This is a genomic window from Streptomyces sp. DF42, assembly GCF_058267695.1.
Genome location: NZ_CM177859.1, coordinates 609,667 through 632,836 on the forward strand (window position 1 = coordinate 609,667; position 23,170 = coordinate 632,836).

General features: G+C 70.4%; 26 protein-coding genes. 8 read left to right on the top strand and 18 right to left on the bottom strand.

The features are described from left to right. The first annotated feature begins 82 nt into the window (after positions 1 to 82). Positions 83 to 853, top strand: coding sequence for an alpha/beta fold hydrolase (locus ACYUED_RS02935; protein ID WP_491290747.1), 771 nt, complete (start codon positions 83 to 85; stop codon positions 851 to 853). Positions 854 to 876: 23 nt separating this feature from the next. Here ACYUED_RS02935 and ACYUED_RS02940 read toward each other — a convergent pair whose 3' ends face one another. From ACYUED_RS02940 to ACYUED_RS02960, 5 genes are all read right to left on the bottom strand, one after another. Further along, positions 877 to 1,818 carry a glutaminase gene (locus tag ACYUED_RS02940; protein WP_491290748.1) on the bottom strand — a complete coding sequence of 314 codons (942 nt, stop codon included), beginning with the start codon at positions 1,816 to 1,818 and terminating at the stop codon, positions 877 to 879. Between the two features lie 36 nt (positions 1,819 to 1,854). After that, on the bottom strand, positions 1,855 to 3,267 hold the full coding sequence (gene aspA / locus ACYUED_RS02945) for an aspartate ammonia-lyase (protein WP_491290749.1): 1,413 nt from the start codon (positions 3,265 to 3,267) through the stop codon (positions 1,855 to 1,857). A gap of 120 nt (positions 3,268 to 3,387) precedes the next feature. Continuing rightward, positions 3,388 to 4,404, bottom strand: coding sequence for an asparaginase (locus ACYUED_RS02950; RefSeq protein ID WP_491290750.1), 1,017 nt, complete (start codon positions 4,402 to 4,404; stop codon positions 3,388 to 3,390). A gap of 31 nt (positions 4,405 to 4,435) precedes the next feature. After that, complete coding sequence (locus ACYUED_RS02955; RefSeq protein WP_491290751.1) at positions 4,436 to 5,893, bottom strand: amino acid permease; 1,458 nt, start codon at positions 5,891 to 5,893, stop codon at positions 4,436 to 4,438. Further along, positions 5,890 to 6,567 carry a FadR/GntR family transcriptional regulator gene (locus ACYUED_RS02960; protein WP_491294811.1) on the bottom strand — a complete coding sequence of 226 codons (678 nt, stop codon included), beginning with the start codon at positions 6,565 to 6,567 and terminating at the stop codon, positions 5,890 to 5,892. Before ACYUED_RS02960 ends, ACYUED_RS02955 begins: the two co-directional genes overlap by 4 nt. 283 nt (positions 6,568 to 6,850) lie before the next feature. Here ACYUED_RS02960 and ACYUED_RS02965 point away from each other — a divergent pair, with 283 nt between their 5' ends. After that, positions 6,851 to 7,540 (top strand): GAF and ANTAR domain-containing protein, encoded by a 690-nt coding sequence (locus tag ACYUED_RS02965; protein ID WP_491294813.1) that lies wholly within the window; start codon positions 6,851 to 6,853, stop codon positions 7,538 to 7,540. Between the two features lie 512 nt (positions 7,541 to 8,052). Here the strand turns inward: ACYUED_RS02965 and ACYUED_RS02970 are convergent. The 5 genes from ACYUED_RS02970 to ACYUED_RS02990 form a co-directional block, all read right to left on the bottom strand. Then, positions 8,053 to 8,889 (bottom strand): undecaprenyl-diphosphate phosphatase, encoded by an 837-nt coding sequence (locus ACYUED_RS02970; RefSeq protein WP_491290752.1) that lies wholly within the window; start codon positions 8,887 to 8,889, stop codon positions 8,053 to 8,055. Between the two features lie 68 nt (positions 8,890 to 8,957). Next, complete coding sequence (gene crcB, locus ACYUED_RS02975) at positions 8,958 to 9,335, bottom strand: fluoride efflux transporter CrcB (RefSeq protein WP_491290753.1); 378 nt, start codon at positions 9,333 to 9,335, stop codon at positions 8,958 to 8,960. Next, positions 9,332 to 9,712: a DUF190 domain-containing protein gene (locus tag ACYUED_RS02980; RefSeq protein WP_491290754.1), complete on the bottom strand. Its 381-nt coding sequence runs from the start codon at positions 9,710 to 9,712 to the stop codon at positions 9,332 to 9,334. Before ACYUED_RS02980 ends, crcB (ACYUED_RS02975) begins: the two co-directional genes overlap by 4 nt. Beyond that, the gene (gene crcB, locus ACYUED_RS02985; protein WP_491290755.1) at positions 9,709 to 10,170 is read right to left on the bottom strand and encodes a fluoride efflux transporter CrcB; all 462 of its coding nucleotides are present in this window, start codon (positions 10,168 to 10,170) and stop codon (positions 9,709 to 9,711) included. The genes ACYUED_RS02980 and crcB (ACYUED_RS02985) overlap by 4 nt, the downstream gene beginning before the upstream one ends. Before the next feature lie 170 nt (positions 10,171 to 10,340). Continuing rightward, a complete protein-coding gene (locus tag ACYUED_RS02990; RefSeq protein WP_491294815.1) occupies positions 10,341 to 11,300 on the bottom strand; it encodes an SMP-30/gluconolactonase/LRE family protein in 960 nt (319 codons plus the stop codon). Between the two features lie 173 nt (positions 11,301 to 11,473). On the opposite strand from ACYUED_RS02990, the gene ACYUED_RS02995 reads away from it, so the two are divergent. Further along, on the top strand, positions 11,474 to 12,301 hold the full coding sequence (locus tag ACYUED_RS02995; protein ID WP_491290756.1) for a ribonuclease BN: 828 nt from the start codon (positions 11,474 to 11,476) through the stop codon (positions 12,299 to 12,301). 51 nt (positions 12,302 to 12,352) lie between these two features. Here ACYUED_RS02995 and ACYUED_RS03000 read toward each other — a convergent pair whose 3' ends face one another. Further along, a complete protein-coding gene (locus ACYUED_RS03000) occupies positions 12,353 to 12,640 on the bottom strand; it encodes an ArsR family transcriptional regulator (RefSeq protein WP_491290757.1) in 288 nt (95 codons plus the stop codon). Between the two features lie 420 nt (positions 12,641 to 13,060). Between ACYUED_RS03000 and ACYUED_RS03005 the strand changes: the two genes are divergently transcribed. Continuing rightward, positions 13,061 to 13,411 (top strand): VOC family protein, encoded by a 351-nt coding sequence (locus ACYUED_RS03005; protein WP_491290758.1) that lies wholly within the window; start codon positions 13,061 to 13,063, stop codon positions 13,409 to 13,411. A gap of 91 nt (positions 13,412 to 13,502) precedes the next feature. Then, on the top strand, positions 13,503 to 13,922 hold the full coding sequence (locus ACYUED_RS03010; RefSeq protein WP_491290759.1) for a MarR family winged helix-turn-helix transcriptional regulator: 420 nt from the start codon (positions 13,503 to 13,505) through the stop codon (positions 13,920 to 13,922). 223 nt (positions 13,923 to 14,145) lie between these two features. Here ACYUED_RS03010 and ACYUED_RS03015 read toward each other — a convergent pair whose 3' ends face one another. Next, positions 14,146 to 14,760 (bottom strand): TetR/AcrR family transcriptional regulator, encoded by a 615-nt coding sequence (locus ACYUED_RS03015; RefSeq protein ID WP_491290760.1) that lies wholly within the window; start codon positions 14,758 to 14,760, stop codon positions 14,146 to 14,148. A gap of 100 nt (positions 14,761 to 14,860) precedes the next feature. Between ACYUED_RS03015 and ACYUED_RS03020 the strand changes: the two genes are divergently transcribed. Then, positions 14,861 to 15,778, top strand: coding sequence for an oxidoreductase (locus tag ACYUED_RS03020; RefSeq protein WP_491290761.1), 918 nt, complete (start codon positions 14,861 to 14,863; stop codon positions 15,776 to 15,778). A gap of 36 nt (positions 15,779 to 15,814) precedes the next feature. Here the strand turns inward: ACYUED_RS03020 and ACYUED_RS03025 are convergent, their stop codons facing one another. The 5 genes from ACYUED_RS03025 to ACYUED_RS03045 all read right to left on the bottom strand — a co-directional run bounded on the left by ACYUED_RS03025 (position 15,815) and on the right by ACYUED_RS03045 (position 20,467). After that, positions 15,815 to 16,927 (bottom strand): hypothetical protein, encoded by a 1,113-nt coding sequence (locus tag ACYUED_RS03025; RefSeq protein WP_491290762.1) that lies wholly within the window; start codon positions 16,925 to 16,927, stop codon positions 15,815 to 15,817. 158 nt (positions 16,928 to 17,085) lie between these two features. After that, a complete protein-coding gene (locus ACYUED_RS03030) occupies positions 17,086 to 17,520 on the bottom strand; it encodes a VOC family protein (protein WP_491290763.1) in 435 nt (144 codons plus the stop codon). Positions 17,521 to 17,824: 304 nt separating this feature from the next. Next, the gene (locus tag ACYUED_RS03035) at positions 17,825 to 18,226 is read right to left on the bottom strand and encodes an SseB family protein (RefSeq protein ID WP_266526139.1); all 402 of its coding nucleotides are present in this window, start codon (positions 18,224 to 18,226) and stop codon (positions 17,825 to 17,827) included. Between the two features lie 166 nt (positions 18,227 to 18,392). Further along, positions 18,393 to 18,971 carry a cysteine hydrolase family protein gene (locus ACYUED_RS03040; protein ID WP_491290764.1) on the bottom strand — a complete coding sequence of 193 codons (579 nt, stop codon included), beginning with the start codon at positions 18,969 to 18,971 and terminating at the stop codon, positions 18,393 to 18,395. Then, complete coding sequence (locus tag ACYUED_RS03045; protein WP_491290765.1) at positions 18,968 to 20,467, bottom strand: purine-cytosine permease family protein; 1,500 nt, start codon at positions 20,465 to 20,467, stop codon at positions 18,968 to 18,970. The genes ACYUED_RS03040 and ACYUED_RS03045 overlap by 4 nt, the downstream gene beginning before the upstream one ends. A 252-nt stretch (positions 20,468 to 20,719) precedes the next feature. Between ACYUED_RS03045 and ACYUED_RS03050 the strand changes: the two genes are divergently transcribed. Further along, positions 20,720 to 20,977 carry a hypothetical protein gene (locus ACYUED_RS03050; protein WP_491290766.1) on the top strand — a complete coding sequence of 86 codons (258 nt, stop codon included), beginning with the start codon at positions 20,720 to 20,722 and terminating at the stop codon, positions 20,975 to 20,977. On the opposite strand, the gene ACYUED_RS03055 is transcribed toward ACYUED_RS03050, so the two are convergent. Next, positions 20,929 to 21,264, bottom strand: a complete 336-nt coding sequence (locus ACYUED_RS03055) for a hypothetical protein (protein ID WP_491290767.1) — start codon at positions 21,262 to 21,264, stop codon at positions 20,929 to 20,931. The two genes, ACYUED_RS03050 and ACYUED_RS03055, sit on opposite strands and share 49 nt — an antisense overlap. A 368-nt stretch (positions 21,265 to 21,632) precedes the next feature. On the opposite strand from ACYUED_RS03055, the gene ACYUED_RS03060 reads away from it, so the two are divergent. Further along, the gene (locus ACYUED_RS03060) at positions 21,633 to 23,078 is read left to right on the top strand and encodes a glyceraldehyde-3-phosphate dehydrogenase (protein WP_491290768.1); all 1,446 of its coding nucleotides are present in this window, start codon (positions 21,633 to 21,635) and stop codon (positions 23,076 to 23,078) included. The last annotated feature ends 92 nt before the right edge of the window (positions 23,079 to 23,170 follow it).

A 23,170-nucleotide genomic window follows, 5' to 3' on the forward strand; every position in this document is an offset into this window, starting at 1 on the left:
GATTTCTGTCCCGTCGGCCGGTCTCCCCTGCGTCCGGCCTTCATTCGCCCCCCCTTTGTCCATCAGCCACAGAACGGACGTGATGACCGTGCCCGACAGCTCCGCCCACGCCAAGGTCAACGGCCTGGAGATGTACTACGAGACCCACGGCTCCGCCGGGGCCGGCCGGCGCCCACTGGTGCTGCTGCACGGCGGGGTCCATACCATCGGCCTGTCCTTCGCCGCCGTGCTGCCCGCCCTGGCCGCGGACCGCCGTGTCGTGGCGCCCGAGTTGCAGGCACACGGCCACACGGCCGACACCGACCGCGAGATGACGGTGGCGAACCTGGCCTCGGACGTCGTGGCGCTGCTCGACGAACTCGGCGTCGAGCAGGCCGACTTCATCGGCTTCAGCCTCGGCGGGCTGACCGCCCTGGAGATCGCGGTGCGGCACCCCGAGCGCGTCGGACGGCTCGTGCTCGCCGCCACCCAGTACCGACAGGACGGCTACCACGAGGAGGTCCGCACTCCGGACTACGCCTCTCCCCGGCTGCCCAGCGAGGCGGACTTCCAGGAGATGGCCGAGGCCTACGCCGCTGTCGCGCCGCATCCCGAGCACTTCCAGGACTTCCTCGCGAAGGTCACGGGCGCGGCCCACGCCCCGCTGCCCTGGACGGCCGACGACCTGCGCGGGCTGAGCGCGCCCACGCTCCTGGTCGTCGGCGACACCGACTTCGTACGCGTGGAGCACGCGGCCGAGATGCAGGCGCTGATCCCCGGGGCGCGGCTGGCCGTCCTGCCGGCCACCACGCATGTGGCGCTGATGCGGCGCACGTCCCTGCTGGTGCCGCTGCTGAGGGAGTTCCTGGACTGAGCCGCCCGTTCGAACGCCGGCTCTCAGAACACCGACAGGCCGGTCAGGGTGGTGAAGCGGTCCAGGGCCGCGACGCCCGCCACCGAGTTGCCGCGCTCGTCGAGCCCGGGGCTCCACACGCACAGCGTGCAGCGCCCGGGTACGACCGCGATGATGCCGCCGCCGACGCCGCTCTTGCCGGGCAGCCCGACACGGTAGGCGAACTCGCCCGCCGCGTCGTACGTCCCGCAGGTCAGCATCACCGCGTTGACCTGCTTGGCCTGGCTGCCGGTGAGCAGCCTGCTGCCGTCGGCGCGAACGCCGTGACGGGCCAGGAAGCCGGTGGCGAGGGCGAGGTCGGCGCAGGACGCCGTGACGGAGCACTGACGGAAGTACTGGTCCAGCAGCGCCGGGACGGGGTTGTCGATGTTGCCGTACGACGCCATGAAGTGGGCGAGGGCGGCGTTGCGGTCGCCGTGTGCGGACTCGGAGGCGGCAACGTCCAGGTCGAAGTCCAGGCCCGGGTTGCCGCTCTCGGTACGCAGAAAGGCGAGCAGCTCTCCCGCCGCGTCTCCGGTATGGGTCTGGAGGCGGTCGGTGACGACCAGGGCGCCCGCGTTGATGAACGGGTTGCGCGGGATGCCGCTCTCGTACTCCAGCTGGATCAGGGAGTTGAAGGGGTTGCCGGAGGGCTCGCGGCCCACGTGTTCCCAGAGTTCGTCGCCCTCGCGGGCCAGGTCGAGGGCGAGGGTGAAGACCTTGGTGAGGGACTGCGCGGAGAACGGCTCACGCCAGTCCCCCACCCCGTACACCGTGCCGTCCGGCTCCGCGACGGCCATGCCGAAGCGGCGCGGGTCACAGGCCGCGAGCGCCGGGATGTAGTCGGCGGGCCGGCCACGGCCGGGGGTGCGCTCGATCTCCTCGGCGATGCGCGCCAGGACCGGTTCGAAGGTGGGGGCGGATGGGGGAACGGCCATGATCACCATTGTGCCTCCGGGTCGGTCCTGGCGCGCGGCCGTGGATCAGGCGATGACGGAGCCGCTGCCGGCCAGGACCTCGGGCCGCAGCAGCTCGGCGAGGGTCTCGGCGGGCAACAAGCCCTTCTCCAGGACGAGTTCGGCCACACCCCGGCCGGTGGCGAGGGCTTCCTTGGCGATGTCGGTGGCCGCGGTGTACCCGATGTGCGGGTTGAGCGCGGTGACCAGGCCGATGGAGTTCTCCACGCTCGCGCGCAGCGCCTCGGTGTTGGCGGTGATGCCGTCCACGCACCGCTCGGCGAGCGTCAGGCAGGCGCTGCGCAGATGCGTGACGGACTCCGACAGGGAGTGCAGGATGATCGGCTCGAAGGCGTTGAGCTGGAGCTGTCCTGCCTCGGCGGCCATGGTGATGGTGACGTCGTTGCCGATCACCTCGAAGGCGACCTGGTTGACGACCTCGGGGATCACCGGGTTGACCTTGCCGGGCATGATGCTCGAACCGGCCTGTACCGGCGGCAGGTTGATCTCGCCCAGACCCGCACGCGGCCCGGAAGACAGCAGCCGCAGGTCGTTGCAGCTCTTGGAGAGCTTGACGGCGATCCGCTTGAGCACCCCGGACATCTGCACGAACGCGCCGCAGTCCTGGGTGGCTTCGACCAGGTTGGCGGCGGTGACCAGCGGCAGCCCGGTGATGTCGGCGAGGTGGCGGCGGGCCGACTCGGCGTATCCGGCGGGGGCGTTGAGTCCGGTGCCGATGGCCGTGGCACCCAGGTTGATCTCATGGATCAACTCGACGGCCTCGGCAAGACGGCAGCGGTCCTCGTCAATCATGACGGCGAATGCGGAGAACTCCTGACCGAGCGTCATGGGCACCGCGTCCTGGAGCTGTGTGCGGCCCATCTTGAGCACGGCGCGGAACTCGACGGCCTTTGCGGCGAAGGCGTCCTGCAGGACGGCCATCGCCTTGAGCAGCCCGCGCACCGCGAACACCGTCGCGATCTTGACGGCGGTCGGGTAGACGTCATTGGTCGACTGACCGAGGTTGACGTCCTCGTTGGGGTGCAGGTGCCGGTACCGGCCCTTGTCGAACCCGAGCAGCTCCAGCGCCCGGTTGGCGATCACCTCGTTGGCGTTCATGTTGGTCGAGGTGCCGGCGCCGCCCTGGATGACGTCGACGACGAACTGGTCGTGCAGCTTGCCGGCCCGGATCTCCCGGCACGCCTCGACGATCGCGGCGGCCTTCTCGGGCTCCAGCAGACCGAGCTCCTCGTTGGCGAGGGCGGCGGCCTCCTTGACGGCCGCGAGGGCGTCGATCAGGTGCGGATAGGCGGAGATCGAGGTGCCGGTGATGGGGAAGTTCTCCGTGGCACGCAGGGTGTGCACACCCCAGTACGCGTCGGCGGGAACGTCACGGTCGCCGAGCAGGTCGTGTTCGCTACGGGTGACGACGGTCGTCATGAAGGTGAGGGTCCTCTTTCTGGGATACCGGGTGACAGCGCCCCGACAGGGGCCATGAGAGCCTCGCGACCAGCCACGTCCGGCGGCCGCAGCCACCGGACGACAAACCGGCCCGGCCCACTACGCGCAGGCCGAAACCACCACCGGCTCCAGCGAACGCACGGGCCGTACACGCCCGACCTCCCGGCCACCGCCGAGCAACGCCTCGCCCTCGAACCCGGTGAGCAGCGCGGGGTCGACCCCGGCCCTGCCCAAAGCGGCGGCCGCCACCGGGACACGTGCCCGGTTCGCCCCGTCGGCGATCTTCACGGCGACGGCCCGGCCGTCCGGCAACGCGGCAACCTGAACGCCCTCGAACCCGTCCTTGGCCAGCAGCCCCGGCACGGCCCGCATCAGCGCGGCCACGTCCCGGCCGGATCCGGAGGCCATCTCGGCGTGTTCGCGCATCGCGTCGGCGACACGTGACTCGGGTGTACCGGCCGGAGCCGTGGTGATACGGGCGGCGGCACGAGCGAGACCGTGCAGCGAGACCGAGAACAGCGGAGCGCCGCAGCCGTCTACGGTCACCTGGGCGATGCGCTGTCCGGTGAGGTCCTCGACGATCTCCGCGATCGCCTGCTGGAGGGGGTGGCCGGGGTCGAGGTAGTCGTCGAGGGACCAGCCGTTGAGCTTGCAGGTGTAGAGCATGGCCGCGTGCTTGCCGGAGCAGTTCTGGGCGATCCGGGAGGGCGAGCGGCCCTCCCGGATCCACTCGTCCCGGACGGCCGGATCGAACGGCATGTCCGTGACGTTGCGCAGGTGTTCCTCGGTCAGCCCTGCGAGTTCCAGGATCTTCCGCGTCCCGGCGAGGTGACGTTCCTCGCCGGAGTGGCTCGCCGCCGCGAGCGAGAGGAGCGCGCCGTCGAGCGGGAGACCGGCCCGGACCATGGCGACCGCCTGGACGGGCTTGAGTGCCGACCGGGGGTAGAACGCGGCCTCGATGTCGCCGAGTTGAAGCTGGAGGTGTCCCTCGGCGCCGAGGACGACGACGGAGCCGTAGTGGATGCCCTCCACGACCCCGCCGCGTATCAGGTGGGCGACGGGGGCGTGGAGGGGCTCGCGGATCAGGGGTGCGTCCGCGACGGAACTGCTGAACATCACTGCCTCTTGTCAGGAAGCGGCGCGTGGGTCACGCGTCGGCTCCGGTGGTGGGACCGGTCCCGGTGGACCGGCGTGCGACACGGCCGCGGATGCCGAACCATCCGACGACCAGGGCTCCGACGATCAGCGGCAGGCACAGCACGGTGGTGCGGCCGGCGCCTCCGTCGGCGTACATGAGGACCAGGACGGAGGCGAGGAACGCCAGCGTCACGAGTTCCGTCCACGGGGAGCCCGGCAGTCGGTAGTCCGGGCGGGTCAGCTCGCCCTTCTGGGTCTTCTGCCAGAAGAGGAGGTGACAGAGCATGATCATGCCCCAGGTGGAGAGGATCCCGATCGCCGCGAAGTTGAGGACGATCTCGAAGGCGTCCGCCGGGACCACGAAGTTGAGGCCGACGCCCAGGACGCAGATGCCGCTGGTGAGCAGGATGCCGCCGTAGGGGACCTGGCTGCGGCTCATCACGGAGGTGAACCTCGGTGCGGAGCCGGACATCGCCATGGAGCGCAGGATACGGCCGGTGGAGTACAGGCCCGAGTTGAGCGAGGACATCGCCGCGGTGAGGACGACGAGGTTCATCACGCCGCCGGCCGCCGGGATGCCGATGTTGGACAGCACCGTCACGAAGGGGCTCTCGCCGGAGCTGTACTTGTTCCAGGGCAGCAGCATCGACAGCAGGACGACCGAGCCTACGTAGAACACGCCCACGCGCCACATGATCGAGTTGATCGCCTTGGGCATGATCTTCTCGGGGTTCTCGGTCTCGCCGGCCGTCACGCCGACCAGCTCGACCGAGGCGTAGGCGAAGACGACGCCCTGGATGATCAGCAGCATGGGCAGCAGGCCGTTGGGGAAGATGCCGCCATTGTCGGTGATCAGCGCCGGGCCGGGGCTGGTCCCGTCGACGGGGTGCTGGGTGACCAGCAGGTAGATGCCGATGCACATGAAGATCACCAGCGCGCTGACCTTGACGATGGCGAACCAGAACTCCAGCTCGCCGAAGATCTTCACCGAGATCAGGTTCACGGTGAGGACCACTGCCAGGGCGATCAGTGCGATCACCCACTGCGGGATGTCGGAGAACATGCCCCAGTAATGGGTGTACGTGGCCACAGCGGTGATGTCGGCGATGCCGGTGGTGGCCCAGTTGAGGAAGTACATCCAGCCCGCGGTGAACGCGCCCTTCTCGCCGAGGAACTCCCGGGCGTACGACACGAAGGCACCGGACGAGGGCCGGTACAGGACGAGTTCGCCGAGGGCGCGCACGACGAGGAAGGCGAAGACGCCGCAGACCGCGTAGGCGATGAAGAGGGAGGGGCCGGCGTCGGCGAGACGGCCGCCGGCGCCGAGGAAGAGGCCGGTGCCGATCGCCCCGCCGATGGCGATCATGTTGACGTGCCGGGACTTCAGGGACTTGCTGTAGCCGGCGTCTCCCGCGTCGACATGTGCGGCCGGTGTGCGCGTCTCGTCTTTGAGGTGCTGCTCGCTCACGCCTCGGGTCCGCCTTCCGTTGGGCTGTCCGTGCGCGTGGGGCGCACGATGTCGGTGAGGGTCGTCTCGACGCGGTCGAGGTGGTGCGCCATGGCGTCCACCGCGTCGAGTTCGGAACCGTCGATCAGCGCCTCGACGATCGCCCGGTGCTCGCGGTTGGACTGCTCGCGGCGTCCGCCCAGCTCGTTGAGGAAGGCCGACTGACGCGCCAGTGCGTCGCGGATCTCCTCGATCACCCGGCGGAACACCGGGTTCTGGGCGGCCTGGGCGACGGCCAGGTGGAACAGCGTGTCGAGGGCGACCCACGAGGTGGTGTCGGTCTCCCTTTCCATGCGCTCCAGCAGGTGCGCCAGGTGGTCGAGGTCCTCGGAGGTGCGGCGCACGGCCGCGTAGCCCGCGACCGGGATCTCGACGTGACGGCGCACTTCCAGCAGGTCGCTGGCCGCGTAGTCGCCGAACGTGGGGTCCTCCACGGTGTTGGCGACGACGAAGGTGCCCTTGCCCGTCCTGGAGACGGTCAGGCCCATCGTCTGCAGGGCCCTGAGGGCCTCGCGCAGCACCGGCCGGCTGACCTCGAGAGTGCGGCAGAGCTCCGCCTCGGAGGGCAGCTTGTCCCCCACCGCGTACTCGCCGCGCTCGATGGCGGCACGCAGATGCCCGAGCACCGCTTCCATGGCGCTGATACGCCGCGGGCCCTGACTGGCTGTCTGGCTGTCTGACAGGTTCACGTTAGTGATCCTGCGGGTGCCGGACGGGAGCTGTCAAGGGCGGCGAATGTGGGAATCCATGGTGCGGGAAGCCTGAAAGTCGACTTGCGCGGGTGCTTCCTGCCGGTTCTTGCTGCCGGATCCTCCCGCTGCGCGCCGGAGTCGACTCCCCCGGACGCCCTGTGCAGGTTGCGTCAAAGGGTGGGTAGACGTGTTCTTGACCAGGACGCACCCTGATGTGGAGGACGGCATGGACTGGGGTCGGTTCGCGCAGCAGATGGCGTCGATGGCTCGCGATCTCCTCGCTCAGAAGTCGGTCGACGACACCCTGAAGCGGATCACACACTCGGCAACGGAGCTGGTGGAGGGCTGCGACGCGGCCGGAATTCTGGTGCTGCACGGTTCGAAGGTGCAGACGCTGGCTCCCACGGAGAAGCTGGTCGACGACAGCGACCAGTTGCAGGAGCGACTGGGCGAGGGGCCCTGCTTCGACGCCGCGAGCATGAAGGAGGACGGACAGGTTTTCCGCATCGCGGACTTCACCGAGAAGCAGCAGGCGTGGCCCTCCTACGCCTCCCAGGCACGCACCCTCGGCCTCGGCAGCATGATGGGCTTCCTGCTGTTCACCGAGAACGAGGAACTCGGCGCGCTGAACGTCTACTCCCGCAAGCCCGGCGCCTTCACCGAGGCCAGCGAACTGGCCGGCTGGCTGCTGGCGTCCCACGCCGCCGTCGCCTTCTCCAGCGCCCGCACGCACGCCCAGTTGGAACAGGCCGTCGCCACCCGCCACGCCATCGGCGAGGCCATGGGCATCCTCATGGGCGCCCACAACCTCTCCGAGGAGCAGGCGTTCGACGCACTTCGGCGCTTCTCGCAGGAGAACAACGTCAAACTCCGCGAGGTCGCCCACCGGGTCTGCGAGCAAGGCAGCATGTTCTGACGGGCGGCTCCCCCAGCTCGATGCTGAACCAGAGGAGCCTGGCCGGGCCAGCCCCCAGGGAATGCTGCTGATACCCGTCCTCACAGCCAAGTCCCCAGCACAGCACTCCTCACTCAGGCCGGCCGCGGTTCATCTTCGGCCGGCCCACTCTTCCGGCGTCCGATGCCGCCGGAAGAGCAGCGGACGTCCGCCACCCGCGGGCCTCGGGCGGCGGTGAAGTCCTGCGGCCGAAGAGGCGGTACAGCTCGCCGTCCCGCACAGCGTGGCCCCCTCGGCCGGGCTCGGACGCACCGATACGCGGACGGAAACCTTCCGGTCCGCCCGCCGCGGGCCCGCGGGACGCAGCCCTCCAGGGCCGGCGGCGGGATCCCTCAGCGCCCGCCCCCCTCCGACACACCACATGGCCCCGCCAGAGCTTCGCGCCCTCAGGCGCGCCGCCCCGGCCGGATCGGCACAGGCCCCGTCGGGCGGCCGCCGCGCAGACTTCCGCCGATGCGGCCGTCCGCATGCCGTCAGCTGCTGAGGGCGCCCGTGCTGAGCAGGCCCAGCAGCAGGACGCCGACGATGAGCCGGTAGATGACGAAGGCGTTGAAGGAGTGCTTGGCGACGAACTTCAGCAGCCAGGCGATGGAGCCGTACGCGACGACGAAGGAGACGAGCGTGCCGACGGCCAGCGGGGCGGCGCCCACCCCCGTACCCAGCGCGTCCTTGAGCTCGTACAGGCCGGCGCCGGTCAGGGCGGGGATGCCGAGGAAGAAGGAGAGGCGGGTGGCGGCGACGCGGTCCAGGTCGAGGATGAGGGCCGTGGACATGGTGGCGCCCGAGCGGGAGAAGCCGGGGAAGAGCAGGGCGAGGATCTGGGAGCTGCCGACCAGCATCGCGTCCTTGAACGTGGTGTCGTCCTCCCCGCGCTTGTGCCGCCCCATCTGGTCCGCCGCCCACATCACGCCACTGCCCACGATCAGCGAGGCGGCGACCACCCAGAGCGAGGCGAGCGGACCCTCGATGAGCGGCTTGGCGGCCAGGCCCACGATCACGATCGGGATGGTCGCGTAGATCACCCACCAGGCGAACTTGTAGTCGTGGTGGTAGCGCTCCTCCTTGTTGGCCAGGCCACGGCCCCACGCGGAGACGATCCGCACGATGTCCTTGAAGAAGTACACGAGCACGGCGGCGATCGCACCGACCTGGATGACGGCGGAGAAGCCGACGACGGCGTCGTTGTCCACGGGGATGCCCATCAGCCCCTCGGTGATCTTCAGGTGGCCGGTGGAGGAGACCGGAAGGAACTCGGTCACCCCCTCGACGGCTCCGAGGACGACGGCCTGACCGACGTTAATGACGCTCATGGGATCCAGTTCTGAGGAGTTGGTCGACAGTGCTGTAGACAGTCTTACTACGCGCGTGAGGGAGCCGGTCACCTACCCCACAGGGCCTGGGCTACCGACACCCCGACAAATGCCGCGCCGAGACCCGCCGCCACGCTTCCGACGACGTTGGCGGCAGCGTAGAGCCCCGCCCCGGTCTCGGTCAGCCTGAGGGTCTCGTACGAGAAGGTCGAGTACGTCGTCAGGGCCCCGCACAGGCCGGTGCCGATCAGCAGCTGGATGTGCGAACCGGCGGCCCCCTCGGCCACCGCACCGGTCAGCAGGCCGAGGATCAGGCAGCCGGAGACGTTCACCGCGAAGGTGCCCCAGGGGAAGACCGAGTCGTGCCGCGCCTGCACCGCACGGTCGGTGAGATAGCGCAGGGGGGCACCGACCACGGCTCCCGCCACGACCAACAGCCAGTTCACAACGACTTCTTACCCTTCGTGCGCGTTTCACCGGGACCGTCCTCGCGGCCGACGTACCTGATGACCTCGCAGTCGTCGAGGATCACCAGGCCCTCGCCGACGAGCTCGTCGAGCTGCGGGAGGAAGGCGCGCACCCGGTCCTGGGAATCGACGATGACGATCGCGACGGGCAGGTCCTCGCTCAGCGACAGCAGCCGCGAGGTGTGGATCAGGGAGGAGGCGCCGAAGCCCTCGATGCCGCGGAAGACGCTCGCGCCGGCGAGGCCGGACGCGTGCGCGCGGTGGACGATCTCGGAGTAGAGCGGTTTGTGGTGCCAGGTGTCGTTCTCGCCGATGAAGACGGTCACACGCAGGGCGCTGCCGGTCAGCCTCGTCATGGCTGCCTCCACTTCAGGACGCGGCGGGTCGCGATCACCGCGAGCCACACCGCCGCGAGCGCCGCGAGCAGGGTCGCGGCGAGGTAGGCCAGTGCGGTGCGGGGATGGCCGCCGTCGACCAGCTTCTGGATGTCGACGGCGTAGGTGGAGAAAGTGGTGAAGCCGCCGAGCACACCGGTGCCGAAGAAGGGGCGTACGAGGCGGTGGGCGGCCCACACGTCGGTGATGACCACCATGAAGACGCCGATGACCGCACAGCCGACGACGTTGGTCCAGAAGGTCGCCCAGGGGAATCCGCCGGCCTGGGCGGGCCACCACAGCGAGAACGCGTAGCGGGCCGTGGCGCCGAGGGCGCCGCCGAGCGCGACCACCGCGACGACGGGCGCCTGGGTGCGCCAGGCGGGCGGTCGCTCAGTGCGGGGTCGGGCGCGGACGCTCTCGGCTTCCGGGGCTGTCATGGTCGTACGTCTCCTACTCGCCGGGGCCCGGGACACACGGGCGCCGCTCCTTCGCAAGTAGGGACCGTTGGCGGCGGCACTGCCGCGGTTCGGGTACGGCGGGCCCCACCACCGCGCCGCGAGGCGTGGTCGCGGCCGGGCAACAGGGTATCGCCCGGGCCGGACCCGGGTCACTTCGGGACGGGCCGCTCGCAGACCGCGACGCCCCGCTCCCACAGGCTGCCCAGGACCAGGTGACCGGCGGCCTCGCAGACGCTGGTCACCATGCGATAGCCGGAGCGGCGGCGGGCGAGGTGGTGGACGATGGCGCCCTGGTCGTCGAACGCGAGGGCACCGATGGTGCCCGTGGGGCGGAACGGGGCGCGGACGGCGATGCGGGCGGCGGCGCCGCGGACGGCGGGAGCGGCGCGGTGCAGCAGGTCGAGCGGGGGGACGCGAGGGCCGGCCAGGGACACCCAGATCGGGCCGTCGGGTGCCCGCCAGAGGTTGTCGGGCATGCCGGGGAGGTTCTCGGCGAAGGGTTCGCTGCGCCCCGCCCTGGCTCCGGTGAGCCAGTAGCGGGTCAGCCGGCAGGCTCCGGTCTCGGCGACGACCAGGAAGGATTCGTCGGCGCTCGGGGCGAGGCCGTTGGCGAACTGGAGCCCCTCCAGCAGGACTTCGGGATGCTCGCTGCCGGGGGCGAGGCGCAGCAGACGGCCGGTTCCGGTGTGTTCGACGAGGTCGCCGATCCACTGGTTGAGGGGGTAGCGGCGGCTGGAGACGGTGAAACAGACGCTCCCGTCGGACAGGGCGACCACGTTGCTGCAGAAACTGAGCCGCTCCCCCGCCACCGAGTCGGCGAGAATGCGGACGACACCCTCACCGAGGTCGACGCGCAGCAGGCCCAGTTCGGCGTCACACACCAACAGGGCGTCGTCCGGGAGGAGTTCGAGTCCGAGCGGTCGGCCGCCCGTTTCGGCGAGCACCTCGACGCGGGGTGCCGCGGGCTCCGCCAGTCCGTCGATACGCAGGATGCGGCCGTCCTCCACTCCGGTCAGCACCCGGCCGCGAGCGTCTGCGACGACGTCCTCGGGGCCGCGGCCGCCGATGGCGACGTATCGGAGCGGGACCAGTTCACTGGCACGGTCCATTTCACTGGGACGGTCCATGAAAACCTCCTCGTCGAGGTCGGGACAGTTCATGCTGGCATGTGTAGGGGTGCCCGCCGGGTGCCGCGTCACCCGATCAGGTTTATGGGGATGTGTTCCTGGCCACTCAGCACACCACCACCGGTAGCTCCGGACCGGAGGAAGGGGTGGTCCCCATGTCACGGCAGGCCGCCTGGCACCGGCTGGGGTTCGCCGAGCTGCACCGCCGCGGTACGGAGCTGGAGTTGCTGCACCGGTCCATGGGGTTCGCCACACTCGCCCTGGTCACGCTGGCGCCGCTGCTGATCGTGGTCGCGGCCGCGGATCCGCTGGGGCACGGTGGGTTCGCGCTGTGGCTGGTGGATGGCATGGCCCTGTCCGGCCGGTCCGCGGACGCGCTCGCGCATGTCTTCGGTCCGACCCGCAATGTGATCAGCACCACCAGCGTGCTGAGCGTGGCACTGCTCGCGCTGTTCGGCATGTCCTTCGCATCGAGCGTGCAGAACGGCTATGAGCGGATCTGGAAGGCGGCCTCCGTGCCGTGGCACCGGATCTGGCGGCAGGCGGTCTGGCTGACCATGCTGATGGTGTACCTGTACGCCCAGGTGCAGACCCGGAAGGTGCTGGAGGGCACGCCCCGCATCCTGCTCAGCATGGGGGTCGGCCTGCTGTTCTTCTGGTGGGCGCCGCATTTCCTGCTCCACCGCCAGGTGCCCTGGCGCTATCTCCTGCCGGGTGCGCTCGCCACGATGGCGGGTCTGGTCGGCCTGCGCGGATTCTCGTATCTGGTGTTCACCCCGCTCCTGGTCACCAACGCGATCAGCTACGGCCCTGTCGGCACGGTTGTGGTGGTGGAGTCGTGGCTCGTCGGTGTCGGGTTCGTGGTCTTCGGTGGTGCGCTGCTGGGCCGGCTCCTGTGCGAGTGGCTCGGGCACCTCGACGAGCCTCCCCACCCGGCGGACCCGACGGACCGCGGGCAGGGGCCGTCATCCCTGCGTTCGTAGTGCGGTGAGGCCGCCGCCTACGGCCGCGAGCACGCGTCGCCCTGTCCTCGCCTACCAGCCCTTCTCGAACATGCGCGCCACCTCGGCGATCCGCATCTCGTCCCGCCGGTAGTAGGTGCGCCACCGGATCCTGCGGGTCTGCAGCAGGCCGACGTCCGCGAGCAGGTCGAGATGGGTGGCGGCGACCGCGCGGGGCACGCCGAGCCTGGCAGCCACGGCGTCCGCGGTGACGCCGGCGTCGACGGGGTCACCGTGCGGCTGCGGCGGAAAATGCACGGCCGGATCCTTCAGCCACTCCAGGATGACCAGCCGCTTCTCACTGACGGAAGTCCTCAACACGTCGTCCCCCTCTCCGGACGGACCACCACATACCGCGTCTTCACACTGTCCCGCAGCCCGCACCGCCGCGAAGGGCATTCGACCACCCTTGTCCGGGAACGTACGGCCCATCCGACACAGGGCTGTACGGTCCCACCTCCAGGAACACGGGCGGGAGCCAGGCGGTACCCCTGCGCCCGGCCCCGCGCTTTCTGGCTCAGCGATGACTGAACCGCCCCTGCGCCGGCAGCGCGCTCCCGGGACCGCGCCGGCCTTCCCCGTCCCGTCCGGCAGCGTGGACTGATTCGGCTACCGGCCACGGGTGACGGACGCCCGATCGTGCGCAAGCGGTCAGGATCGAAGAAGCCATGCCCCGCCATTGCGCCCTAGCGTGAAACCACCGACGAAATCCGCCGGTTCCCCACTGCCGAGGAGCACGCCATGACCGCTGGCCTCAAGACGATCATCTACCCCGTCAAGGACATCACCCGGGCGAAGGCTCTGTTCAGCGCCCTGCTGGAGGTGGAGCCGTACGCCGACGAGCCGTACTACGTCGGCTTCAAGGACGCCGGCCAGGACATCGGCCTCGACCCCAACGGGCACGCGAAGGGCATGACCGGCCCGGTGCCGTACTGGCACGTCGCCGACATCCGGGGGCGGCTCGCCGCACTGGTCGACGCCGGCGCCGAGATGCTGCAGGACGTGCAGGACGTCGGTGGCGGCAGGCTGATCGCCTTCGTCAAGGACGCGGACGGCAACCTCGTCGGGCTGCTCCAGGACCCCTCCGCGTGACACCACGTCCGGCATCACCGGCCACCAATCCGCATGCATCCGCATTGATTGCATGGTCAATAAATGCCTGATTCGGTGTTACCGTGCGGGTATGGCAGCGAAGACGGCAGATGGACGGCTGGAGGACGTGTGGCGAGACATCCTCTCCGTGCACGCGCGCACGATGTGCGAGATCGACCGGGCCCTGCACCCGCACGGCCTGGGCGCGAGCGACTTCGAAGTGCTCGACATCCTGGCGTCCGAGGCGCCCGCCGCGGGTGACCACTGCCGGGTGCAGAACCTCGTGGGACGGGTTCATCTCAGCCAGAGCGCACTGTCCCGGCTCATCGGCCGACTGGAGAAGGACGGCCTGGTGGAGCGTTCCGTCTGCGTGGAGGACCGGCGCGGCGTGTGGGTCGCCCTGACCGGCAAGGGCCGCGACCTGCACGCCGAGGCGCTGCCGCTGCAGCGCGAGGTGCTGGCCCGACTGCTGGGCGACCGGCCCGCGCCGCAGGATTCGCCGGGGCGTTAGGGCCGACGTACCGCACTTCGCGCCCTCCGGGACCCCGCACTCCGCCGCACGTACAGACGGCCGACGAGGGAGGCCCCAGTCGCTCTGGGGCACGAGATCGTCCGGCTCCTCGCGGCCGGCCACAGGTTCCACGGGCGACAGAGCGACTACGCCGACGACACCGGGCCGGCGGCCACCCGTCCCGACAAGCCGGCGCCCGGCCTTTCGGACAAGAGCGCGGTGCTCACGCTCCCGTGACGTCCCGAGGCACACACCCTCGGAGCATGAACGCGATCACTTCGTCCAGCCCGTGCTCGTCCACCTCCGACGGCAGCATGCCGGTCGCCGCGAGGTCGGCGTAGCCGTGCAGGGTCGCGAACACCGGGAGGCCGACGCGCTCCACCGACCCCTCCCGCACCTCTCCCCGCGCCTGCCCGTCGCCGATCAGCCGGACGACCACGTCGGACCAGCGATGCGTGGCCTCCAGCAGCGCGTCGGAGGCCGCCGGGTCGTGCTTGATCGAGTACATCAGGTCGAGCAGCTCGGCGTTGTCCCGGGCGAAACCCACATACGTGCGGACCACCGCGTCCAGCCGCTTGGCGAACGTCCCTCCGGCACCGTCCTGTGACGATTCCAGGACAGCGGTCAGCCGCTCGAATCCGGTCAGCGCCAGCGCGTCAAGGAGTGCCTGCTTGTCCTTGAAGTGACGGCTCGGCGCGGCATGACTGACGCCGAGGTCGCGGGCGAGTTCACGCAACGACAGCGCGGCCGGCCCCTTCTCCCGGAGCGTCTCCTCGGCACGGGTGAGCAGGGCGGCACGGAGATCTCCGTGGTGGTAGCGGCGAGTGCGGGTGTGCATGGGCGTCAGTGTATCGGTCATGTTTATGCCGCCCACATTGTTGGCGGCGTCACTATTGTTGTCATTGACAGCATTGTTGGCGGCGCCTACATTAGCGGGCATGGCTACTCAACCCAGCAAGTGGAACATCACCGACATCGCCGACCAGACCGGCCGCACGGCGGTCGTGACCGGCGCCAACAGCGGGCTCGGCATCGCCACCGTCGAGGCACTGGCCGGTGCGGGCGCGCATGTGGTGCTCGCCGTACGGGACCCCAAGCGCGGCGAGGCAGCGGCGGCGCGGGTGAACGGGAGCGTGGAGGTGCGCCGGCTCGACCTCGCCGATCTCGCCTCCGTGCGCGAGTTCGCCGCCGGCTGGCAGGGCGACCTGGATCTGCTCGTCAACAACGCCGGCATCATGAACATCCCGGAGTCCGCCACGAAGGACGGCTTCGAGACGCAGTTCGGCACCAATCACCTGGGCCACTTCGCCCTGACGAACCTGCTGCTGCGCCATGTCACCGACCGGGTGGTGACGGTGTCGTCCGGCGCTCACCGGATGCCGGGCAGCCCACGGATCCACTTCGACAACCTCAACCTCACCGGCGAGTACGCGCCCATGAAGGCGTACAGCCAGTCCAAGCTGGCCAACCTGCTCTTCACCCTCGAACTCCAGCGCCGCCTCGCCGAGTCGGGCTCGTCCGTACGTGCCCTCGCGGCGCACCCGGGGTACGCCGCGACCAGCCTTCAGAGCCACGACGGCAGCGCGCTGCGGCGTGCTCTCATGCAGGTGACCAACCGCTTCGTGGCCCAGGACAGCAAGGCGGGCGCACTGCCCACGCTGTACGCCGCCGTCCAGGACCTGCCCGGCGCGAGCTACGTCGGTCCGGACGGCCTCGGCGAGATGCGCGGCGCCCCGACCCTGGTCGGCCGCTCGCAGGCAGCCAGCGACCCGGCGGCCGCCCGCCGCCTGTGGATCGTCTCGGAGGAACTGACCGGCGTCACCTTCCCCCACCCGGTACCGGCCACCACGGCGTGACGCCACACACCCCGCCACGCCCCCCCCACACTCCCCTCACCCGCCCTCCGGCGGCACCTCCGCACGCCCTTCACCAGGGCGGCGGTCCGCCGGTCTGCGCGGCGGAATCGGAGTCGAGGCGAAGTCACGAGGGCCGGTCCACAGGGCGGGTACCGCGTCGCAGCGGCGGCAGAGTTCGTAGGCGATCGCCTCGTAGTTGACCCGCCAGCCGTGGAAGTGCGGCCACGCCTCAAGGGTGGTGCGGTCGGCGCCGAAGCCCGCCGCCTCCAGCATCGCGACCGCCTCGTCGAACTCGGCGCAGGTGAGCCGGATGGGTGCGCCAGGGGCGGGGTCGGGGTCGAAGGGCAGGCGCAGGGCGCGGGCGATGTCGCGCAGCGCGATGAAGCCGGCCCGCAGCACGAGGCGCGCCTCCGGCGGGGCGGTGTGCGGGGTGAGCGCGAGCTGCATGGCTGCCGCGTCCATGACGGCGACCAGGCCGACCAGCCAGTGGCGGTACGGGCGGGGCGAGCGAAACGCGATGAGGACGGGATACGTCGAGTGGCTCTCCCCCATGTCGGAGGCCAGCCGCTCCCAGGCCCGGTACAGCTCGGGCAGCGCGGACTCGGTGTCCACCAGCCACTGCCGGGCCAGGATCTCAGGGCCCCAGGCGGGCTCGCCGGCCCGTGACTGCAGCAGGGTCACCTCCAGCTCACGGCGGTTGTAGGCGGCGTACAGCGTGGGCAGGTAGGCGATCTGCAGGGCGATGAGGACGGGCCCGGTGGCCGCGGCGAGGAAGTCGAGTGTGGACAGGCGCAGCCGGTCGCCGCTGGCGAAGCCGAGGGTGAGCAGGCTGGAGCCCGCTTCCCGGAAGGAGTTGCCCCAGGCGAGCCCGGGCACGGCGTGGAAGAGCAGCCCGTAGCCCACCAGTGCTCCGCCGAGCCAGGTCGCGAGCATGCCGATCAGGATCAGCGGAGCGAGCCAGGTCTGCGCGCGGTCGATGGCGTCGTAGCCGCCACGGGGTGCCGCGAGCCGCAGCAGTCGGCGCAGCAGCCACCACAGCCGGAACACCAGGACCGAGTAGAGACCGCGGGGCACCACGAGGGTGCGCAGGACGTTGGCGAACAGGACCCCCAGGAGCAGGCCGCCCGCCACGCCGGAGATCCATTCCATGCGGACATTGTGAACCGCTTCGGGGTGGGGCGATCAGCGTCGGCCGCGGAGGCGGAAGACCGGATGGTCGGCAGGGTCGGGCAGCGCGGTCAGGACCGCGGAGACCGTGGGCATGGCGCCGTACTTCTCCCTGCCGCCCTGCGGGGCGACGCCCGCGGCTACGGGTTGCCGAAGTCGGGGAGAGTGACCGAGCCGTCCTCGGCGAGGGGGAATCCGGGGTTGTGGGCGACCTCCCAGGCGTGGCCGTCCGGATCGACGAAGGCGCTGGAGTAGAAGCCGATGGCGTTGGTGGCCGCGGGCTTGGTGATGGTCCCGCCGGCTCGCCGCACGGCCGCCAGCAGAGCGTCGACCTCTGCCTCGGACCGCACGTTGTGCGCGAGGGCGATCCCGCCGAAACCACTCGCCCGAGCGGGCTCCAGGCCACAGTCCCGGGCGAGTGCGTCACGGCTCCACAGCACCAGCCCCAGCCCGCCCGCCTGGAAGAAGACGGTCTCCTCGACTTCCTGTCCGCGCCAGCCCAGGGCCTCGTAGAAGGCCTTGGCGCGCGCGAGATCGGAGACTCCCAGCGTGATCAGTGTGATGCGCTGTTCCATACGATCACGGTACTGCGCTCGAACGGGCCGGGATCGGGTTCGGGACCGGGTTCGGGACCGCTGCGGGCGACGGCGGTCCCGGCCGCGTACGCACCCAGATGCCGGAATCCGCTGTGTTCCGCGGACAGCCCCCGCGTATCCGGGAGTGACGCGGGGGCCTCGCCGGTCGTACCGTCCGGCGCGGCCGCCGTGGGCGCCCGGGTATGAGCGGTGTCGGCGCCGTTCATCTCCTCGCCGTGCGAGAGCCGGGGTGCGGGGAGCGGGAAGCCACCACCCGCTCCCTTTCCCGGGCCCGGCTGCTGCGTCAGGGCCGGGCCAGCAGGGTCCGCACGCCCTCCGAGGTGAGCGTCAGCGGATGCTCGGATCCGGCGTCGATGGTGAGGGACAGATCGTCGGCGGGCCACTGCGAGGCGAGTGCGCCCAGCGGCACCAGGCGGTAACGGGAGACGAACGGCAGCATCCCGGCCATCTCCCCCTCGGAGGTGAACACGGGCACCACCGGGTCGCCGTCCGGCTGCTCCAGCACCGGCAGTGCCACGGCGCCCGGGTCCCTGGCGTCCTCCTGGTTCGCGTCGTCGGGCACGGGAACCAGCACCTCGCTGCCGGCGAGCGTGTCCAGCGCCTGAATGTCCTCGGTGTTCACGGCCAGCGCGTCCAGCGCCTGCCGAGCCGGGGTGACGGTGTGGTCGTTGGCAGGTATCTCCATGGCGGATCCCCTGGTAGCGGCGGTCGTACGGGCCGGCCGGGACAAGATCGGTCCCGGGCACGGTTCTGCTCGCGTACCCGATCCGGACCGGCTCATTCCTCCTCTCCGCGGGGAATCACCAGGGAGAGGACCCGAGGGAAAACACCTGGTGAACCGCCTCAGGAGATCAAGGGATCAGGAGAGTCCTCGACGACGGTGAACGTGGGCCGTCCAGTATTTCCGCGACCGTGGTCACGCGGATCAGGGGGCGGTACAGGTCCATCACGTGCAGGGCCCTGGCGTGCGAGTCGTCGTCCGCGCCGGCGCAGGCGTCAGCGGCGACCAGCACCTCGACTCCGGCGTCGGCGGCGGCGAGCGCGGTGGACAGGACGCAGCAGTCGGTGCTGACGCCGGCCAGGACCAGGCGGCGCTCGGGGCCTACGTGCCGGGCGAGTTCGGGGGTCCACTTGCCGAAGGTGGGCGCGTCGACGACGTGTTGGGCGCGGTCGGTGAACTCGTCGGCCAGTTCCCAGAGTCGGGCGTCGGGCGGCTGGAGGGCGAACGGCCACTGTTCGTAGTAGGCCCGCCAGGCGCCGTCGGGTTCGGCCGGGGCCAGGAAGCGGGTGAAGGCGACTCGTTCCGCGTACGCCGGCAGCAGGCGTCGTACTCCTGCCGCGGCCTCGGCGAAGCGGGGGGTGGCCCAGGGGCTGTCGGGCTCGGCAAAGACACGCTGCATGTCGATGACGGCGAGCAGGCCGGTCGTCATGCGACCGCTCCCGCGTCCGCGGGGCTCGGGGCCTGCGCCTCCTGTGCGCGGACGCGAGTGCGGCCCAGGGCGAGGGTGCCGAGGAAGCCGAGCGCGAGAGCGGCGAGGACGCCGAGGTTGGCGTAGGCCCAGGCGCCGGACCTGCCACCGAGGCCGAACGCGTCGAGGAGGTAGCCCTGCCAGTCCAGCCAGCCCGCGGCCGAGTTGGTGACCAGGCCCCAGCCGAGGGCCGTGGCGGCGAGGGTGAGCAGCAGAGGCGTGAGCGCCACGTCGCCGTAGCGGCCGGTGGGGCGGTAGAGGTCGCCCTCGTCGTAGTCGCGGCGGCGCAGGACCAGGTCGGCGAGCATGATGCCGCACCAGGCGGCGATGGGGACGCCGAGGGTGGTCAGGAAACCCATGAACTGGCCGAGGAAGTCGTCGGCGAAGAAGACGATGTAGATCGAGCCCGCGATCATCAGGACGCCGTCGACGAAGGCGGCCAGGTAGCGGGGGATGCGCAGGCCCGCGGAGAGCAGGGCGAGGCCGGAGGAGTAGATGTCGAGGACCGCGCCGCCGACCAGGCCGAGCACCGCGACCACGGCGAACGGGACCAGGAACCAGGTCGGCAGGATGGTCGTGAGGGCGCCGATCGGGTCGGCGGCGACTGCCGTGTCGAGCTTGCTGGAGGAGCCCGCCAGCAGCAGTCCGAAGACCAGCAGGAGCAGCGGTGCCACGGACGCGCCGAAGGTGGTCCAGCCGATCACGCCCCGGCCGGACGAACTGCGGGGCAGATAGCGCGAGTAGTCGGCGGCGGCGTTGACCCAGCCCAGCCCGAAGCCGGTCATCATGAACACCACGGCGCCGATGAACTCCTGGGCGGAGCCCGCCGGGAGGGCGCTGACGGTGCCCCAGTGGATGTGGTCGGCGACAAGCGCGATGTACACGACGGTCAGGACGCCGGTGACGACGGTGATCACGGTCTGCAGCCGCATGATGAGGTCGAAGCCCATCACGCCGCCGACGACGGTGAGGGCGCCGACCAGGATCAGGGCGACGACCTGGGTCCCGGTGCCGCCGCCCCAGCCGAGCCGGCCGAAGACGGTGGCGGTGGCCATGGTGGCGAGCGCGCACAGCACGGTCTCCCAGCCGACGGTGAGGACCCAGGAGACCACCGAGGGAAGGCGGTTGCCGCGCACACCGTACGCGGCCCGGCTGAGGACCATGGTCGGCGCGGACCCGCGCTTGCCGGCCACCGGGACGAAGCCGCAGAGCAGGAACGAGAAGACGATGCCGATGACGCCCGCGGCCAGCGCCTGCCAGAAGGAGATCCCGAAGCCGAGCGCGAAGGCGCCGTAACTCAGCCCGAGGACAGAGACGTTGGCGCCGAACCAGGGCCAGAACAGGGTCCGCGGAGTGCCCTTGCGCTCGGCGTCGGCGATGACGTCGAGGCCGTTCGTCTCCACCTGGAGCTGTCGCCCCGTGGCTCTCTTGCCGGGGGTGTCCGGGGACTCTGCCATCGTCGACCTACCTGTCCAGGTGCGTTCCGCCGAGGCCTGAAGCCTGGTCTGCGCTGGTCAAGCCGTCAAGGGGCACCGGGGCCGGCGCGGCGCCGGCTGCCGGACGGCTCGCCCACCGCCGTCGGCGGGAAAGGGTGCCGTCCGCGTGAACCGGCCGGGCGGCCTGGTCCGATGAAGGGGCGAACAGGCAGGATCCCGGTGCCCGCGCCGGCACCGGCACGGCACCGGCACCGGCACGAAGGAACTCGGCCCTTGACCGCCCTCATCCTCTTCACTCTCAACGCCGTTGTGGTCGTGCTGTGGCTGCACGCCCTCGTGGACTGCGTCAGGACACCGGACTCACGCGTGCGCCACCTGCCGAAGTCCGTCTGGCTCCTGCTGATGCTCATGGCGCCGATGCCGGGCGGCATCGCCTGGCGCAACCTGGGCAAGCGGCCCGCCCAGCGCGCCGGATCACCCGCTCAGCGCGCCCAGAACGGCAGCGGCGGGCAGACGTTGGCGCAGGTGTAGTTGCCGGGCATCAGCAGCCCGGCGTCGTCCTCGTTGTTGTCGCCGCCCGCGAAGTAGACCTCGGGGACCCAGCCCCAACGGCCGTTGTCCGCCCGGGTACTGGCCCACCAGTAGTTCTCCGAGGAACCGTCCCGGAAGGTCTGGCCCGTCATCTCGGAGACGAACCAGTTGGCGGCGCCGCCCTGTTCGAGGTGTCCGACGACCGGGGCGCCCGGCGAACGGGTGGCGTACACCGGCACATGGCCGCGGGTGAGGTTGCAGACCTTGACGTCCGTCCCCGGCCACACGCGCCCGGTGCCGGGGTCGGTGAGGTCCCTCTTGGTGGTGCCGTGACAGGGGACGTTGTCGGTCGCGTGGGCGGTGGGAGCGACCAGGCCCGCGAGGCCGGTGAGTGCGATTGCGGCCCATCACGCCCAGGCCGGTCACGCCGATGGCTGCGGTTGCGTTCATGGTGTACGTCCCTCGATCGGTGCGGTGGCGTCGCGGGGCGGGCGTGCCCCATGCCCGTCAGGTACGGACGGGGGCCGGATCGTCTCGATCGCGGGCACCGACGCGTGTACGGACGCGCGCGCGGACTCGTGTGACGAACCCCGCTCAAACGATCGATCAAACAGGGTTTAACATATGAGCGCCGCCTAGCTCGAAAGATGGATCTGTGACTGTCAACGACGACTCGTTCACCAACTGGAAGACCCGCGAGGAGATCGCGGAGTCGATGATCCCGATCATCGGGAAGCTGCACCGCGAGCGGGACGTCACCGTCCTGCTGCACAGCCGCTCCTTGGTGAACAAGTCGGTGGTCAGCATCCTGAAGACCCACCGGTTCGCCCGGCAGATCGCGGGCGAGGAGCTGTCGGTCGTCGCCACCCTGCCGTTCCTGCAGGCGCTCACCGCGCTCGACCTCGGGCCGTCACAGATCGACATCGGCATGCTCGCGGCGACGTACACGAGCGACGACCGCGGCCTGTCCGTGGAGGAGTTCACCGCGGAGGCCGTCGCCGGCGCCACGGGGGCGAACAAGATCGAGGGCGGCGAGGGACGCGACGTCGTCCTCTACGGCTTCGGACGCATCGGCCGCCTGGTGGCCCGTCTGCTGATCGAGAAGGCCGGTTCCGGCAACGGCCTTCGGCTGCGCGCGATCGTGGTACGCGGGGGTGGCGACCAGGACATCATCAAGCGCGCCTCGCTGCTGCGCCGTGACTCCATCCACGGGCAGTTCCAGGGCACCATCACCGTGGACGAGGAAAGCGGCACGATCTTCGCCAACGGCAACGCGATCAAGGTGATCTACGCGAACGACCCGTCCGAGGTCGACTACACGGCGTACGGCATCAGGAACGCCATCCTGATCGACAACACCGGCAAGTGGCGCGACCGCGAGGGCCTTTCGCAGCATCTGCGCCCCGGCGTCGAGAAGGTCGTGCTGACCGCGCCGGGCAAGGGCGACGTCCCGAACATCGTGCACGGCGTCAACCACGACACCATCAAGCCGGACGAGCAGATCCTGTCCTGCGCGTCCTGCACCACCAACGCGATCGTGCCGCCGCTGAAGGCGATGGCCGACGAGTTCGGCGTGGAGCGCGGCCACGTGGAGACCGTCCACTCGTTCACCAACGACCAGAACCTGCTGGACAACTACCACAAGGCCGACCGCCGCGGCCGTTCCGCGCCGCTGAACATGGTCATCACCGAGACCGGCGCCGCGTCCGCGGTGGCCAAGGCGCTGCCCGACCTCAAGGCGCCCATCACCGGCAGCTCGATCCGCGTCCCGGTGCCGGACGTCTCGATCGCGATCCTCAGCCTGCGGCTGAGCCGTGAGACCGACCGCGAGGAGGTCCTCGACTACCTCCGCAACGTGTCGCTGACCTCGCCGCTCAAGCGCCAGATCGACTTCACCACCGCACCGGACGCGGTCTCCAGCGACTTCATCGGCTCGCGTCACGCCTCGATCGTCGACGCGGGCGCCACCAAGGTCGACGGCGACAACGCCATCCTCTACCTCTGGTACGACAACGAGTTCGGCTACTCCTGCCAGGTCATCCGCGTCGTCCAGCACGTCTCCGGGGTGGCGTACCCGACCTTCCCGAGCCCGGCGGTCTGACGTCGGCGATACGCCCGGTCAAGGGTCGGCAATGTGACCACTTGACCGGGCGTTCGTGGGGAATGAATGCGGCCACAGGGGCGGATCAGCAC

Bases quoted from the DNA above. Each gene is read 5' to 3' on its own strand.
- ACYUED_RS02935 (WP_491290747.1), top strand. From the start codon at position 83: ATGACCGTGCCCGACAGCTCCGCCCACGCCAAGGTCAACGGCCTGGAG.
- ACYUED_RS02940 (WP_491290748.1), bottom strand. From the start codon at position 1,818: ATGGTGATCATGGCCGTTCCCCCATCCGCCCCCACCTTCGAACCGGTC.
- aspA (WP_491290749.1), bottom strand. From the start codon at position 3,267: ATGACGACCGTCGTCACCCGTAGCGAACACGACCTGCTCGGCGACCGT.
- ACYUED_RS02950 (WP_491290750.1), bottom strand. From the start codon at position 4,404: ATGTTCAGCAGTTCCGTCGCGGACGCACCCCTGATCCGCGAGCCCCTC.
- ACYUED_RS02960 (WP_491294811.1), bottom strand. From the start codon at position 6,567: ATGGAAGCGGTGCTCGGGCATCTGCGTGCCGCCATCGAGCGCGGCGAG.
- ACYUED_RS02965 (WP_491294813.1), top strand. From the start codon at position 6,851: ATGGACTGGGGTCGGTTCGCGCAGCAGATGGCGTCGATGGCTCGCGAT.
- ACYUED_RS02970 (WP_491290752.1), bottom strand. From the start codon at position 8,889: ATGAGCGTCATTAACGTCGGTCAGGCCGTCGTCCTCGGAGCCGTCGAG.
- ACYUED_RS02980 (WP_491290754.1), bottom strand. From the start codon at position 9,712: ATGACGAGGCTGACCGGCAGCGCCCTGCGTGTGACCGTCTTCATCGGC.
- crcB (WP_491290755.1), bottom strand. From the start codon at position 10,170: ATGACAGCCCCGGAAGCCGAGAGCGTCCGCGCCCGACCCCGCACTGAG.
- ACYUED_RS02990 (WP_491294815.1), bottom strand. From the start codon at position 11,300: ATGGACCGTGCCAGTGAACTGGTCCCGCTCCGATACGTCGCCATCGGC.
- ACYUED_RS02995 (WP_491290756.1), top strand. From the start codon at position 11,474: ATGTCACGGCAGGCCGCCTGGCACCGGCTGGGGTTCGCCGAGCTGCAC.
- ACYUED_RS03005 (WP_491290758.1), top strand. From the start codon at position 13,061: ATGACCGCTGGCCTCAAGACGATCATCTACCCCGTCAAGGACATCACC.
- ACYUED_RS03010 (WP_491290759.1), top strand. From the start codon at position 13,503: ATGGCAGCGAAGACGGCAGATGGACGGCTGGAGGACGTGTGGCGAGAC.
- ACYUED_RS03015 (WP_491290760.1), bottom strand. From the start codon at position 14,760: ATGCACACCCGCACTCGCCGCTACCACCACGGAGATCTCCGTGCCGCC.
- ACYUED_RS03020 (WP_491290761.1), top strand. From the start codon at position 14,861: ATGGCTACTCAACCCAGCAAGTGGAACATCACCGACATCGCCGACCAG.
- ACYUED_RS03025 (WP_491290762.1), bottom strand. From the start codon at position 16,927: ATGGAATGGATCTCCGGCGTGGCGGGCGGCCTGCTCCTGGGGGTCCTG.
- ACYUED_RS03030 (WP_491290763.1), bottom strand. From the start codon at position 17,520: ATGGAACAGCGCATCACACTGATCACGCTGGGAGTCTCCGATCTCGCG.
- ACYUED_RS03035 (WP_266526139.1), bottom strand. From the start codon at position 18,226: ATGGAGATACCTGCCAACGACCACACCGTCACCCCGGCTCGGCAGGCG.
- ACYUED_RS03040 (WP_491290764.1), bottom strand. From the start codon at position 18,971: ATGACGACCGGCCTGCTCGCCGTCATCGACATGCAGCGTGTCTTTGCC.
- ACYUED_RS03045 (WP_491290765.1), bottom strand. From the start codon at position 20,467: ATGGCAGAGTCCCCGGACACCCCCGGCAAGAGAGCCACGGGGCGACAG.